Raw genomic sequence first — 14,771 nt, 5'->3', positions numbered from 1 at the left:
CTAAAAATTACATTCCGCTTCTAATGGCTTCTACAGGGTCTAATTTTGAGGCAGAAATTGCAGGAATAATTCCAGAAATCAATCCAATTAAGGCTGCTAAACCAGAACCTAATAACATATTTGCGGCACTCAAGACAAATTCAAAATCAAGAGCTGCTGAAAGTCCTAAAGCAATAATCCAAACTAAAAACATTCCCACAATTCCTCCAATTAAGGAAAGAATTACCGCTTCGAATAAGAATTGAAACAAAATGAATTTATTTTTAGCTCCTAACGCTTTTTGAATTCCAATTAAGTTGGTTCGCTCTTTTACCGATACGAACATAATATTCGCAATACCAAAACCTCCCACTAAAAGTGAAAACGCACTGATAATCCAACCAATCATATTCATTTGACCTACGATATTATCAATAAAATCAGTAAATCCAGAAAGCACATTCAAAAAGAAGTTATCGATTTCACCCGTTTTTAAACCTCTGAAATTTCTTAATTTCTGACGCAATTCGGCTTTGAATTCTTCGATGTCAATTCCTTTTTCAGGCTTAATTAACATGGCTGGAGTTAACGCTTTACTGTTATCGCCATACATTTTTCTTAGAAAATTTACAGGAAAAAATACGGCAACGTCATTACTATCACCAAACATGCCTTGCCCTTGTTTTTTCAAAACACCAATAACGGTAAAACGTTGGCCATATAAACGTACTTTTTTTCCGATTGGATCAGTGTTTTCAAACAAACCAGTAGCCACTTCACTTCCAATTACAATAACGGGACTTCCCGAATTGGACTCCGATTCATTAAACAAACGCCCTTTATCGATTTTAACCGGCTCGATATCAAAAAATTCTTCCGTTGAAGGTTTAACTCGAATAGAATTAACCGTTTTGGAATCGTATTTTATACTTTCGTTTCGGGTAAACAAATTGAACGACATTTTATCAATTCCATTAACACTTCGTCTTAAATACTCGTATTCTTCGTAAGTTACATCAGGAAATTGCTCACGCTTCCATCTTGGCACTTCAGAAGGACCGAATGAAAAACGCATTAAATAAACAGTATTCATATCCATATCACTCAAATCTTCCTTGATTTTTTTATCCATAGAATCTACCGCAGCCAACACCGCAATAATGGAAAAAATACCAATAGTAACGCCTAACAACGACAAAAGGGTACGCAATTTATTGTTGCGCAATGCATTGATGGCAAAACTGAAACTTTCTGAAAGTAATCGTAAATATAAAAGCATAATACTGAGCTATTACTTATAAGTAGAGCATTGAGGGAAAATGTTACAGTTGGAGGGAATTTATTTATATTTGGGAAATGAAATTAAACTAATGAAAAAGATAGAGTATTATTATTTTCTATTTTATTACAAAATATACAATTCGATTGAATATACTTCAAACCTATTAGGTGGTTCCTTTTTATCAGAAATGAAAACAGGAATTATCATGATAGCTTTAGAGTTTTGGTTAGTTTTATCTTCCTACAATTACTACACAGTTTTAACAAATCAAAAATTATATTTATCTTTAAAAAATCCTATAGTTTTTATTCCAATAATTATTATAATTTATTTAAAATATAAACTTTTTACTGATAAAAAGAAATGGTTGGACTACAAAAAAAAGTTCGATAAATTTTCATCAAATAAAAACAAAAAGAGCACATTAGTTACTACTCTTATTTGTTTAATTATAATTATTAATTTAATTTTTTCTTTTTATCTACTGAGCAAACTTTAGAATTCAAGAAGAACCAGATCAACTCTTCTTACAATCAAAAAATATAAAACAATAAAGTTTGACTATTTTAAGAAGTATAACTACTTTTGCACCACGAAAACAACAACATTTATCTGATACTATTCAGATACAACAACACAACACCATGAACACAACAAAAAAAATTGCTTCGGCATTGATTTCTGTATTTGACAAAAACGGTTTAGAACCTATTGTTAAAGCCCTTCACCAAAACAATGTAACCATTTATTCAACCGGCGGAACCGAAACTTTTATTAAAGATTTAGGTATTCCAGTAGTTGCTGTAGAAGATATTACGGCTTTTCCTGAAATTTTAGGAGGAAGGGTAAAAACCTTGCATCCAAAAATCTTCGGTGGAATTTTAAACCGTCAAGACCATGCTGGTGATGTGGAACAAATGAAAGAATTCAACATTCCGCAAATCGATTTAGTGATTGTGGATTTGTATCCGTTTGAAAAAACCGTTGCTTCTGGCGCTAGCGAACAAGATATTATTGAGAAAATCGACATCGGTGGAATTTCGTTAATTAGAGCAGCAGCTAAAAATTTCAAAGACACGGTAATTGTTCCTTCAGTTGAGCAATATGCCCCATTTTTGAATTTCTACACTGAAAACAACGGCGCTACAACTTTAGAAAACAGAAAATTATTAGCTTCAAGAGCTTTTAATGTTTCTTCACATTATGATTCGGCGATATTTAATTACTTCAACCAAACATTTGAAGAACCGGTTTTAAAAATCAGCGAGCAAAACGGAAATGTATTACGTTATGGCGAAAATCCACATCAAAAAGGATTTTTCTATGGTGATTTCGATAAAATGTTTACCAAAGTTCACGGAAAAGAATTGTCATACAACAATTTATTAGACGTTGATGCAGCGGTGAATTTAATGAACGAATTCAAAAATGATAATCCAACTTTCGCAATTTTAAAACACAATAACGCATGTGGTTTAGCAACAAGAAATACGATGAAAGAAGCGTATTTAGACGCTTTAGCAGGTGACCCAACTTCAGCTTTCGGAGGAGTTTTAATTGCGAATGGAAAAATTGATGTGGCTACAGCTAACGAAATCAACCAATTGTTCTGCGAAGTAGTAATTGCTCCGTCTTATGACCAAGAAGCGATAGATATTTTGGAAGAAAAGAAAAACAGAATTATCTTAATTTTAAACGATGTTGAATTACCTCAAACAACCGTAAGAACTTGTTTAAATGGAGTTTTAGTTCAGGATAAAGACAATGTTACCGATTCAAAAGACCATTTAAAAACGGTTACATCGGCAGTTCCAACAGCAGAAGAAATTGAAGATTTATTATTTGCTTCAAAAATTTGTAAACACACAAAATCAAACACGATTGTATTTGCTAAGAACAAACAATTATGTGCTTCTGGAACCGGACAAACTTCAAGAGTTGATGCGTTAAGACAAGCGATTGAAAAAGCGACTTCATTTGAATTTGATTTAACTGGAGCGGTTATGGCAAGTGACGCGTTCTTCCCTTTCCCAGACTGTGTTGAAATCGCAAATAAAGCTGGAATTACTGCGGTGATTCAGCCAGGAGGTTCAATAAAAGATGAGTTAAGTATCAATTATTGTAATGATAATAATATGGCAATGGTGTTCACTGGAATTCGTCATTTTAAACATTAAAATTTCACTTACAAAACATATTTCACAAGCGCATTAAAAAAAATATTTTAATGCGCTTTTAATTTGTATTTATTCCAGATTATTTTTATAATTTTGCGAGTTGAATACAATTATACAAAAAACGCTAAACCCTTATCAAACTTATGGGATTTTTTGATTTCATGACCGAGGATATCGCAATCGACCTTGGTACCGCAAATACTCTAATCATTCACAACGATAAAGTCGTGATTGACAGTCCATCTATCGTTGCAAGAGACCGAATTACTGGCAAAATTATTGCTGTAGGTAAAGAGGCCAACATGATGCAAGGTAAAACTCATGAAAACATCAAGACCATTCGTCCTTTGAAAGATGGGGTTATTGCTGATTTTGATGCGTCGGAACAAATGATAAAAATGTTTATCAAAAGCATTCCGGCTTTAAAAAAGAAATTATTTACGCCAGCACTTCGTATGGTAATTTGTATTCCATCTGGAATTACAGAAGTAGAAATGCGTGCAGTAAAAGAATCTGCTGAGCGTGTTAATGGTAAAGAAGTATATTTGATTCACGAACCAATGGCTGCTGCAATTGGTATTGGCGTTGACATCATGCAACCAAAAGGAAATATGATTGTAGATATTGGAGGTGGTACTACTGAAATTGCCGTTATTGCTCTAGGTGGAATTGTTTGTGACAAATCAGTTAAAATTGCGGGTGACGTTTTTACAAATGATATCATTTATTATATGAGAACCCAACACAATTTATTTGTTGGAGAAACTACCGCTGAAAAAATTAAAATTCAAATTGGAGCAGCTACTGAAGATTTAGATAGTGCTCCAGAAGATATGTCGGTTCAAGGACGTGACTTGTTAACAGGTAAACCAAAACAAGTAGATGTTTCTTACCGTGAGATTGCAAAAGCGTTAGACAAATCGATTCAACGTATTGAAGACGCCGTAATGGAAACCTTATCGCAAACACCACCAGAATTAGCAGCGGATATTTACAATACAGGTATTTATTTAGCAGGTGGAGGTTCGATGTTAAGAGGATTAGACAAACGAATTTCATCAAAAACAGATTTACCGGTTTATATTGCCGAAGATCCATTAAGAGCCGTAGTTAGAGGAACAGGAATGGCGCTTAAAAACATAAACAAATACAAAGGAATCCTGATTAAATAAAAAATAGTCCATGCAGCAAATAATTAATTTTATCATAAAAAACAGCCATCGATTGCTGTTTTTGCTGCTTTTGGGCATCTCATTTTCTTTGGTTGTAAAATCGCACTCCTATCACCGAAGCGAGTATGTAAATTCAGCTAACGTTGTTACTGGTGCCTATTATGAAAAAGTGAATGAGGTAAATGAATATTTCAGTTTAAAGCAAAAAAACAAAGATTTAGCTTCGGAAAATGCATTGCTTAAAGAATTGTTATTCAACAAAAAAGACACCATTTTGACTTCTAAAACATTATTTAGAAACGACCTCAACAATTACAATGTCGTGGTAGCCAAAGTGGTAAAAAACACCTTTAACACAAGGGAAAACTACATCACCATCAATTCTGGAAAAAATTCGAAAATTGAAATCGATATGGGAGTGGTGAATGACAAAGGAATTGTTGGTATTATAGAAAAAACTTCTGCAAATTATTCAACTATTTTAAGTGTCTTAAATACAAAATCAAAGATTAATGCTAAAATTAAAAATTCAAATCACTTTGGATCTTTAATTTGGGATGGACGAAATGTAGGTTTTGCACAACTAATTGACGTTCCAAGATTGGCTTCCTTAAAACACGGGGATTCAATTGTAACAGGTGGAAATTCAGATATTTTCCCAGAGAATATTCCAATTGGAAAAATTGATAAGATCTTCATCGACAAGAAAACAAATTATTATACTATTAATATTCGTTTGTTCAACGACATGACATCGTTAGGCTATGTTTACGTTATTGAAAACAAAAGAAAAAAAGAGAAACAACAATTAGAAGCAGCAACCATAGCACCAAAACAATAAGTGAACAATAGCGTTTTAAATAGCATCCGATTTGTAGTTTTTTTACTCTTACAGCTTTTAATATTTAATAATATTAATATGTTTGGGTATTTAAACCCGTATCCGTATGTTTTGTTTATTTTATTATATCCAGTTAATAGCAATAAAAGTGTTTTACTTTTAGGAAGTTTTGCAATGGGAATTCTTTTGGATATGTTTTGTAATTCGGGTGGAATTCACACTATGGCTTCTTTAGTTTTGGCTTACATAAGACCATCGCTTTTTAAATTTGCATTTGGATTAAGCTACGAATATCAAACGGTAAAAATTAATGATAAAATTTCGCCAGAGCGTATTACTTTATTGTTGTTAGCTATTTTTATTCATCATTTTGTTTTATTCTTTTTTGAATATTTTAGATTTGATTTATTCTTTACAATACTGATTCGTACACTTTTCAGTACTATTTTTACGTTTACTATATGTTTACTAATTCTATATATAATTAAGCCAAGTAAGCGATGAGAAAAGCTTTATTACCCGCCGTAATTATAATTACTTCGGTTATCCTGATTGCTAGAATATTTTACCTTCAGGTAATTGATGAAAATTTAAAACTACAATCCGAAAACAATGCCATTAAAAAAGTATTTGATTTTCCGGAGCGAGGCTATATTTATGATAGAAATGGCAAATTATTAGTTGCCAATCAACCATCATATGATATCATGGTGGTACCAAGAGAAATTAAAGATATTGATACTACCGAATTTTGTTCACTTTTACACATTACGAAAGCTGACTTTATTAAAAAAGTAGAAAAAGCAAGAGTGTATAGCCCAATATTACCATCTGTTTTCTTGTCTCAATTGAACAAAGCTGAATACGCAGCATTTCAGGAAAAAGAAAGAAAATTTGAAGGTTTTTATACGCAGAAACGTTCTTTACGAGATTATCAAGTTAAAGAAGGCGCCAACATTTTTGGATTCATAACACAAGTCAATGAAGCCATTCTGAAAAAAAACAAATACTACAACAGTGGTGATTTGATTGGAAAGCAAGGTGTTGAACAACAATACGAAGAAATTTTAAGAGGAGTAAAAGGAGTAAAATATTTACTTCGTGACAAACACAACAAAATTATTGGCCCATACAAAGAAGGAAAGTTTGATACTATTGCTCAACAAGGAAAAGACTTAACCTTAACTATCGATCACGCTCTTCAACAATATGGAACCGAGTTGATGATAAACAAACGAGGTGGAATTGTGGCTATTGAACCAAAAACAGGAGAAATTTTAGCTTTGGTTTCAGCTCCAACATACGATCCTGCACTTTTAGTAGGCAGACAACGCTCTAAAAACTTCACTGCTTTATACAACGATTCGATTTCAAAACCATTGTATGATAGAAGTCTTCAAGCTACATATCCTCCAGGTTCACCATTTAAAATTGTAACTGGTTTAATTGGATTACAAGAAGAAGTTATTGATGAACAAACAACTTTTTATTGTAATCATGGAGCCAATTTTGGACGTTTTATGAAATGCCACTGCGGACTACATACACTTCAGTTGAACAATGGAACTTACAAATCTTGTAATAGTTACTTTGGACATACTTACAAGCGAATTATTGAAAAATACTCCAATTCAAATTACAGTGTGGACAACTGGGCAAATCACGTTAAAAGTTTTGGATTAGGGCAATTTTTAGGAACTGATATGCCTATTGGAGCTAAAGGTTTAGTTCCTGATTCTAAACTTTACAAAAGAGTTTATAACGGTGCTAAAATTAGAAGTTCGTATATAATTTCAAATTCAATTGGTCAAGGTGAAGTTTTAACATCACCAATTCAATTAGCTAACATGATGGCTGCTGTTGCAAATGAAGGATATTACTTTACACCTCATATCGTTAAGAAAATTAAAGGTCAAAATTTAGATAAAAAATACACAACAAAGCATTATACAACAATTGATAAGCAATATTTCCAGCCTATAATTCAAGGAATGGAAGATGTGTATAATTTCGGTACTGCTTCTGGATTAAGAGTAGAAGGAATTAAAATTTGTGGTAAAACAGGAACAGCTGAAAATAAAATTAGAGTTGCAGGCAAAACTTATCAGTTAAAAGACCACTCCATCTTCGTGGCTTTTGCTCCAAGAGAAAATCCAAAAATTGCTTTAGCAGTATTCATTGAAAACGGATATTGGGGAAGTCGATGGGCTGGACCTATTGCCACCTTAATGATTGAAAAATATTTAAATGGTAAAATAACCCGTAAAGATTTGGAAACAAGAATGCTTAACGGAAGTATTGAAGACGAATATAGAAAAATTGAAAACATTATTTTCCAAAGAAAAGTAGATCCAACAAGAGTTCAAGATTCTTTAAACAAAGTCAATGTAGAAATTAGCGAAGCCAAAAAAGAAGAAGAGGAAAACTAAATGAAAAATCAAAGCGTAGGAAATAGAATCGATTACATCAGCATATTACTTTACATTGTTTTAGTGATTATGGGCTGGATGACTATTTATTCAGCTTCGTTACCATTAGAAGAAACTTCTATATTTGATTTATCTCAAATATATGGTCGTCAGATGCTTTTCATTGGACTAACAATTCCTTTGATTTTTATTATCCTATTTACTGATGCAAAAATCTTTGAACGCCTTTCGTTTGTGTTTTATGGTTTAGGAATTATACTACTACTTGGTTTATTTGTATTTGGAGTTACTAAAAAAGGGCAAACCAACTGGTATCAATTTGGTGGATTTGGTTTTCAACCTTCTGAGTTTGTCAAAACAGCAACAGCTTTATTATTGGCAAAATACCTAAGTTATTCCCAAATAAATTTAAAATACACAAAACATCAAATAATTGGATTAGCAATCGTTTTTATACCTGTTTTCTTAATTCGAATGCAACCCGACGCAGGTAGTGCCATGATTTTCGTTTCACTAATCTTTGTTTTAAATCGTGAAGGATTACCTAGTTGGTACTTTTTCTCAGGAATCATTGCCATAGCATTATTCTTTTTATCCTTAGTCATACAACCCATTTACTTAATCGCAGTTATTTTTGTGATAATGATAATACATTATGTTTTCAACAGAAAAATAACCCGAAATCCTATAGTTTACGGATTACTTTATTTAGTAATGGCGGGATTTGCCTTTTCCGTTAGCTATGTTTATGACAATGTATTAGAACCCCATCAAAAAGATCGTATTAATGTATTGATTGGTGATGATGTCGACATGAAGCGAGAAGGCTACAACTTAAACCAATCCATGATTGCAATTGGTTCTGGTGGTTTGTTAGGAAAAGGCTATTTAGAAGGCACTCAAACTAAAGGAGGTTTCGTTCCTGAACAACATACCGATTATATTTTCACAACCGTTGGTGAAGAATGGGGATTTATAGGAAGTGTTATTGTAATTCTGCTTTTTGCTGCTTTATTTTTAAGAATAATCTACTTAGCCGAGAACCAAAAAACCAAATTCAGTCGGGTTTATGGCTATTGTGTGGCAACGTATTTATTTACACACTTCTTTGTGAATATTGCGATGTTGATAAAGTTATTTCCAACGATTGGAGTACCACTACCCTTTTTCTCATACGGAGGATCAAGTTTGTGGGCGTTTACCATTTTACTTTTCATCTTTATCAAGCTCGATGCTAATAAAGTTAATGAATGGTAATTAAAAACTCCATCCTTTATAATCCGATTTTGCTTCTAGTTGATTTTCCAAGTTATCTGGTAAATTAGGATAAAAATCAATTCCGGTCATTTTTTCAATTTCATCAACCGAAACCACAAATTCATATAAAGGTTTATCAGAATCTTGATGTGGAACTAAAAAACCAATCATTTTATTCCCATCTTTTGACAAAAGCACTTTGTAAAAATAATTAGGAACAGAAACACGCTCTTTTCCAATAGTTTTTAAATTATCACTCAAAACCCCACCTGTAACAACATATAATCCATCATATTTTACCGCCCAATATCGCACTTTTTCTTCCAAACGATTCCATATTCCAGAATTAAATTCATGTAATTGCGGACTAATATTAGAAGTAAAAAAAGTTTCGTTGTAATCATCAAGCGTTTTCTTTCTATCTCCAGCCGGACACAAATGACCTTTGTCATAACCTGATTTTTTATAATTTCTCCAGTCTGCCGATTCGGTCTCTACTAATGGATCCTGTTCAAAAAAAGGTCTTTTGAAATTTGAATTTGTAAGATCTTCATTTTCTAAAAAATAAGCCACCCATTCGCTTTGTTCATGCTCTTCTGAATAGGAAAAAGAATAGGAATCGCGTTTATAAACATCACTTGTTGTAGAAGTGGGATAAAAATCGAAATCTGTATTAAGTTTGTTTTTAGAAATCGAAACCTCATCACTTTTAATTAAAAAATCTTCATCAATTCTTGACTCTTTGCACGAATAAAACAAAACTATAATTAGTAAGAAATACAATCTTTTCATGTTTTGGCTAAGTTTTTGTTACCTTTGTAAAGATAATTTTAAAATCCAAAATCATGAAAATTAAATTTTTATTTCTTGTAGCTTTTTTCAGTTTACAAGCTATGATTGCTCAAGAAACAGTTATCGATAGTGTTAAAGTGAAGCAAGAAAAACTACTTCAAGAGCAACAAAAAGCGGAAAAAGAAAGAATTAAAGCTGAAGAAAAAATACTTAAAGAACAGCAAAAGGCTGAAAAAGAGCGTCAAAAAGCTTTAAATGAAGCGGAAAAGGCAAAAAAAGAAGCTGAAAAAGCTCAGAAAAAAGCAGAAAAAGAACTAAAGCAAGCTGAGAAAGCAGCGGCTCAAAGAGAGAAAGCAAAAAATAATATCGAAAAAGCTAAGTCTAAAATTAACAACAACAAAAAAGATTTAGAAAAAGATAAAGAGAAATTTGAAAAGCTTAGAAGAAAAGGAAAATTAAGTACGGAAGACGAATTAAAATGGAGAGAGAAAATTCTTAAAAAGGAAAACAAAGCTTTAGAACTACAATTAGATTTAGAAAAAGCACAAAACAAACTTGACAAACTAGATTAATAAAAAATCCCGATTCTAACGAATCGGGATTTATTTTTAGGATTAATTCATGCTTAGCTTTTGTGGCAATCCTTTACCTTTTGCTAAAGATTTCATGTCTGAAATAATATTTAAAGTTTCTTCCATGTAAACATCTTTCTGCAAATCTTCATGCCAACGTTCTCTTTTTTGTTTCAAAATAGTGTCTTTTTCAAAAAGAGCTACCTCATCTGGTAAAGAAGAGAATTTTAATTTATTATTGTATTCTGAAATAGCTTTAAACTTCTTAGCTTTTGCATCAGAAGCATCCATTTCCTTTTTGAAATCAATCAGATTCAAACTAAAAACATTCTCGTCTTTACGTTCAAAAATCCATTTAGCATTCTCATCAATTAAGTTAAAAGTAGGATTAGCCGTTATTCTTTTCTTACTATTTGCAATTACGTTTTCAAAATTTGCATTCAAAGGTTGGTATTTAGCTGGCGCTATTTTATCCCATGGCATTGCACTTTCTTCATCACGTTCGCCCATATCTAAATAAGAGAAACGATCTGGAAAAACAATATCACTTCTTACGCCTTCTCTTTGAGTTGAACCACCATTAATTCGGTAGAATTTCTGAATGGTTGTTTTCAAAGCACCTAAATCTCCATAAGAATTACCTCTAATAAATTGATTTAAGTCAATCACATTTTGAACTGTTCCTTTACCATAAGAATGTTTACTTCCCACTACAATTCCTCTGTTATAATCTTGAATTGCAGCAGCAAAAATTTCTGATGCTGATGCTGAAAAATTATTAATCATCACTACAAGAGGTCCATCATATTGAACTCTTTTATCTGGATCAGGTAAAATTTCAGGATTTCTGCCTGGAGCTTTTACTTGAACAACCGGACCTTCAGGAATAAATAATCCAACCATTTTCACCACCGTCTCTAAAGAACCTCCACCATTATCGCGAAGATCCATTACTAAACCATCGATATTTTGAGCTTTTAATTTTTCTACCTCAGCGGCAACATCTTTAAAAGCATCTCTATTTTGTTTGTTTTCAAAACTGATATAGAATTTAGGAAGGTAAATAATTCCAAATCGTTTTCCATCTTTTTCAACGATACTCGATTTAGCAAACGTTTCTTCTGTTTCAACTTCATCTCTGATAATTGAAATCACTTTAATCGTTCCATCTACTTTTTTAACTGTTAAGCGAACTTCGGTTCCTTTGGGCCCTTTGATTTTTTTCACTACATCATCTAAACGCATTCCTGCAATATCAAGCGGTTCCTCTTTACCTTGAGCAACTTTTAAAATTAAATCACCCGCTTCTAATTCTTTACCTTTCCAAGCTGGCCCACCAGAAATTAATTCTGAAACTTCAACTCCCGATTCTTTCTTTTGTAAACGAGCACCAATCCCTTGGAATGTTCCGCTCATGCTTACATCAAATTTTTCTTTATCGTCAGGTGAAAAGTAAAAAGTATGCGGATCAAATCGTTCAACAATAGAATTTAAATAAATAGCAAACCAATCGTTTCTATCTAATTCATCTTCGATAAAATCAAAGTATTCGTTTAATGATTTCAAAGAATTCTTTCTCACATCCGCTTCAATTTCATCGAAAGATTTTACAGCTGTATTTGGTTCTTTTTCCTTTTTATCTTCTTCTAATTTTTGCTTATCTGTAATAGAAGAAAGTGCTTGTAATTTCAATTGCTTTCTCCATCTATCTTTTAAATCAGACTTATTTTTGGAGAAAGGCATTTTTTCATAATCTACATTAATCGTTTCCTTTTGATTAAAATCAAACGGTTTTGAAAGTACATCTTCATAAATATCTCGAGCTTCTTTCATTCTCTTTAACAAACGTTCGTTAGTTAAATTAAAGAATGTAAGGTCTTTATTTTTAATCATATCATCAATTGAATTTTCATATTTTTGAAACTCATCAATATCACTTTGAATGAAAAAACGTTTTGTAGGATCTATGTTATCCAAATATTTAGCATAGACTTTTTTAGAAAAATCATCGTTCATTTCGATTGGACTATAATGCCCTTTCTCTAAAACAAACGTTAACAATTCTAATAAAAGTTTATCTTTTTCAGGATCTTCTTTTTTCTGACTTGGAATAAAACTCCACAGTATTGCTGATAAAGCAGTTACCAACAATATAATCTTATAATTTCTTTTCATAAATTCCACTATTCGTTTCATTGAAAAATTTTCAACTAAATTACACAAAAAATCATGCCACAAGTGTGCAAATTACTATAATTTTTTGTTAAACCCACAAAAATTGGGCTTCAAAAAAAAGGTTTCGACATAAATTATTTAATTTAGCAAAAAATGTACAAAAAATGTCAAAACCACTGATACTAGTAACTAACGATGATAGCATTGTTGCTCCTGGAATTCGCGCATTAATTGAAGTGATGAAAGAATTGGGAGAAGTTGTTGTTGTTGCTCCCGATAGTCCACAAAGCGCAATGGGACACGCAATAACCATAAACAACACTTTAAAATTAGAAAAAGTACATTTAGACAAAGACCTTGAACAAGAATACAGTTGTAGCGGAACTCCCGTAGATTGTGTAAAAATTGCGGTGAATGAAATTCTAAAAAGAAAACCCGATTTATGCGTTTCAGGAATTAATCATGGTTCCAATTCTTCTATTAACGTGATATATTCGGGAACTATGAGTGCAGCAGTAGAAGCTGGAATCGAAGGTATTCCTGCTATCGGATTTTCGTTGTTAGATTACAGTTGGGATGCCGATTTTGACCCTATTAAATCTCATGTAAAACAAATTACATCTGAAGTTTTGAAAAATGGTTTACCAGAAGGTGTAATTTTGAATATTAATTTTCCAAAATTAAGCAAAGAAGATATCAAAGGAGTAAAAATTTGTCGTCAAGCGAAAGCCATGTGGCAAGAGGAATTTGACAAAAGAACGAATCCACAAGGAAAAGAATATTATTGGTTAACTGGCAAATTTGTCAATTTAGATAAAGGAACTGATACGGATGAATGGGCTTTAGAAAATGGTTATATTTCGATTGTACCGGTGCAATTTGATTTAACAGCACATCATGCGATGCAACAATTAAATTCTTGGGAATTATAAATTTAGACGATTAGAAAATGAAATATTATATCATAGCAGGAGAAGCTTCAGGCGATTTACATGGTTCAAATTTGATGAAAGCTTTGTATGAAAAAGACCCAACTGCCGAAATTCGTTTTTGGGGTGGTGATTTAATGCAAAACGTTGGCGGAACTCTAGTTAAGCATTATCGAGATTTAGCTTTTATGGGATTTATTGAAGTTGTAATGAATCTAAAAACGATTTTGAACAATATCAAAATCTGCAAAAAAGACATTGAAGCGTTTCAACCCGATGCGATTATTTTTATCGATTACCCTGGATTTAATATGCGCATTGCTACTTGGGCAAAAGAGCGAAATATCCCAACACATTATTATATTTCACCTCAAATTTGGGCTTGGAAAGAAAACCGTATCAAAGCCATCAAACGCGATGTGGATTATATGTATGTAATTCTTCCATTTGAAAAGGATTTTTACGAGAAAAAGCACAATTTCCCAGTTCATTTCGTTGGACATCCGTTAATTGATGCTATTTCTAGTAGAACTGAAGTTTCAGATGAAGTTTTCAGGAAAGAAAATAATTTATCTGAGAAACCAATAATTGCATTATTACCCGGAAGTCGCAAGCAAGAAATTGCTAAAATGCTTTCGATTATGCTTTCGGTAACCAACGATTTTCCTGATTATCAATTTGTGATTGCAGGTGCTCCAAGTCAGGAATATGAGTTTTACAAACCCTTTTTAACGAATGAAAATGTGAAATTCATTTCGAATAAAACTTATGATTTGTTAAGTCATTCGCACGCTGCTTTGGTAACTTCCGGAACTGCAACTTTAGAAACTGCGCTTTTTAATGTTCCTGAAGTGGTTTGTTATAAAGGAAGTTGGGTTTCCTACCAAATTGCTAAACGCATCATCACTTTAAAATACATTTCGTTAGTAAATTTAATCATGGATAAAGAAGTGGTTAAAGAATTAATTCAGGAAGAATTGAATACGAAAAACTTAAAATTAGAATTGAATAAAATTCTAAATTCAGATAGTCGTGCCGTTTTATTGCAAAATTATGCCGATTTAAAACAAAAATTAGGTGGCGAAGGCGCAAGTAAAAAGACTGCTGAGTTGATTGTAAATTCTTTCAAAAAAATAAAGAGAATTCCTATCGATTAAATATAAACT

General features: G+C 32.3%; 12 protein-coding genes. 9 read left to right on the top strand and 3 right to left on the bottom strand.

From position 1 onward, the window contains the following. Positions 1-7: 7 nt before the first annotated feature. Complete coding sequence (locus ACE3PD_RS07905; RefSeq protein ID WP_374401237.1) at positions 8-1,258, bottom strand: ABC transporter permease; 1,251 nt, start codon at positions 1,256-1,258, stop codon at positions 8-10. 647 nt (positions 1,259-1,905) lie between these two features. On the opposite strand from ACE3PD_RS07905, the gene purH reads away from it, so the two are divergent. From purH to rodA, 6 genes are all read left to right on the top strand, one after another. Then, positions 1,906-3,438, top strand: a complete 1,533-nt coding sequence (gene purH, locus ACE3PD_RS07900) for a bifunctional phosphoribosylaminoimidazolecarboxamide formyltransferase/IMP cyclohydrolase (RefSeq protein WP_374401234.1) — start codon at positions 1,906-1,908, stop codon at positions 3,436-3,438. Positions 3,439-3,581: 143 nt separating this feature from the next. Continuing rightward, on the top strand, positions 3,582-4,610 hold the full coding sequence (locus ACE3PD_RS07895) for a rod shape-determining protein (protein WP_374401232.1): 1,029 nt from the start codon (positions 3,582-3,584) through the stop codon (positions 4,608-4,610). A gap of 10 nt (positions 4,611-4,620) precedes the next feature. Further along, positions 4,621-5,451, top strand: coding sequence for a rod shape-determining protein MreC (gene mreC / locus ACE3PD_RS07890; protein WP_374401230.1), 831 nt, complete (start codon positions 4,621-4,623; stop codon positions 5,449-5,451). Further along, the gene (locus ACE3PD_RS07885) at positions 5,452-5,955 is read left to right on the top strand and encodes a rod shape-determining protein MreD (protein WP_374401228.1); all 504 of its coding nucleotides are present in this window, start codon (positions 5,452-5,454) and stop codon (positions 5,953-5,955) included. Beyond that, positions 5,952-7,880, top strand: coding sequence for a penicillin-binding protein 2 (gene mrdA / locus ACE3PD_RS07880; RefSeq protein WP_374401226.1), 1,929 nt, complete (start codon positions 5,952-5,954; stop codon positions 7,878-7,880). The genes ACE3PD_RS07885 and mrdA overlap by 4 nt, the downstream gene beginning before the upstream one ends. Next, positions 7,881-9,137, top strand: a complete 1,257-nt coding sequence (gene rodA, locus ACE3PD_RS07875) for a rod shape-determining protein RodA (protein ID WP_374401224.1) — start codon at positions 7,881-7,883, stop codon at positions 9,135-9,137. It abuts the gene before it with no gap. Here the strand turns inward: rodA and ACE3PD_RS07870 are convergent, their stop codons facing one another. After that, on the bottom strand, positions 9,138-9,929 hold the full coding sequence (locus ACE3PD_RS07870; protein WP_374401222.1) for a DNA/RNA non-specific endonuclease: 792 nt from the start codon (positions 9,927-9,929) through the stop codon (positions 9,138-9,140). 53 nt (positions 9,930-9,982) lie between these two features. Between ACE3PD_RS07870 and ACE3PD_RS07865 the strand changes: the two genes are divergently transcribed. After that, positions 9,983-10,501 (top strand): hypothetical protein, encoded by a 519-nt coding sequence (locus ACE3PD_RS07865; protein WP_374401221.1) that lies wholly within the window; start codon positions 9,983-9,985, stop codon positions 10,499-10,501. 42 nt (positions 10,502-10,543) lie between these two features. On the opposite strand, the gene ACE3PD_RS07860 is transcribed toward ACE3PD_RS07865, so the two are convergent. Further along, entirely contained in the window at positions 10,544-12,697 is a 2,154-nt protein-coding gene (locus tag ACE3PD_RS07860; RefSeq protein ID WP_374401219.1) for a carboxy terminal-processing peptidase, read from the bottom strand. A 143-nt stretch (positions 12,698-12,840) separates the two neighbouring features. Between ACE3PD_RS07860 and surE the strand changes: the two genes are divergently transcribed. Beyond that, positions 12,841-13,608 carry a 5'/3'-nucleotidase SurE gene (gene surE, locus ACE3PD_RS07855; protein ID WP_374401217.1) on the top strand — a complete coding sequence of 256 codons (768 nt, stop codon included), beginning with the start codon at positions 12,841-12,843 and terminating at the stop codon, positions 13,606-13,608. Between the two features lie 17 nt (positions 13,609-13,625). Further along, on the top strand, positions 13,626-14,762 hold the full coding sequence (lpxB, locus tag ACE3PD_RS07850) for a lipid-A-disaccharide synthase (RefSeq protein ID WP_374401215.1): 1,137 nt from the start codon (positions 13,626-13,628) through the stop codon (positions 14,760-14,762). Positions 14,763-14,771: the final 9 nt, after the last annotated feature.

It is taken from the genome of Flavobacterium sp., from assembly GCF_041911335.1.
Classification (GTDB): domain Bacteria; phylum Bacteroidota; class Bacteroidia; order Flavobacteriales; family Flavobacteriaceae; genus Flavobacterium.
This window is presented reverse-complemented; position numbering and strand designations above follow the sequence as displayed.

Excerpts from the sequence above, each read along its gene's own strand:
- mrdA (WP_374401226.1), top strand. The coding sequence starts at position 5,952 with ATGAGAAAAGCTTTATTACCCGCCGTAATTATAATTACTTCGGTTATC.
- ACE3PD_RS07860 (WP_374401219.1), bottom strand. The coding sequence starts at position 12,697 with ATGAAACGAATAGTGGAATTTATGAAAAGAAATTATAAGATTATATTG.
- ACE3PD_RS07895 (WP_374401232.1), top strand. The coding sequence starts at position 3,582 with ATGGGATTTTTTGATTTCATGACCGAGGATATCGCAATCGACCTTGGT.
- ACE3PD_RS07905 (WP_374401237.1), bottom strand. The coding sequence starts at position 1,258 with ATGCTTTTATATTTACGATTACTTTCAGAAAGTTTCAGTTTTGCCATC.
- ACE3PD_RS07865 (WP_374401221.1), top strand. The coding sequence starts at position 9,983 with ATGAAAATTAAATTTTTATTTCTTGTAGCTTTTTTCAGTTTACAAGCT.
- purH (WP_374401234.1), top strand. The coding sequence starts at position 1,906 with ATGAACACAACAAAAAAAATTGCTTCGGCATTGATTTCTGTATTTGAC.
- mreC (WP_374401230.1), top strand. The coding sequence starts at position 4,621 with ATGCAGCAAATAATTAATTTTATCATAAAAAACAGCCATCGATTGCTG.
- rodA (WP_374401224.1), top strand. The coding sequence starts at position 7,881 with ATGAAAAATCAAAGCGTAGGAAATAGAATCGATTACATCAGCATATTA.
- surE (WP_374401217.1), top strand. The coding sequence starts at position 12,841 with ATGTCAAAACCACTGATACTAGTAACTAACGATGATAGCATTGTTGCT.
- lpxB (WP_374401215.1), top strand. The coding sequence starts at position 13,626 with ATGAAATATTATATCATAGCAGGAGAAGCTTCAGGCGATTTACATGGT.
- ACE3PD_RS07870 (WP_374401222.1), bottom strand. The coding sequence starts at position 9,929 with ATGAAAAGATTGTATTTCTTACTAATTATAGTTTTGTTTTATTCGTGC.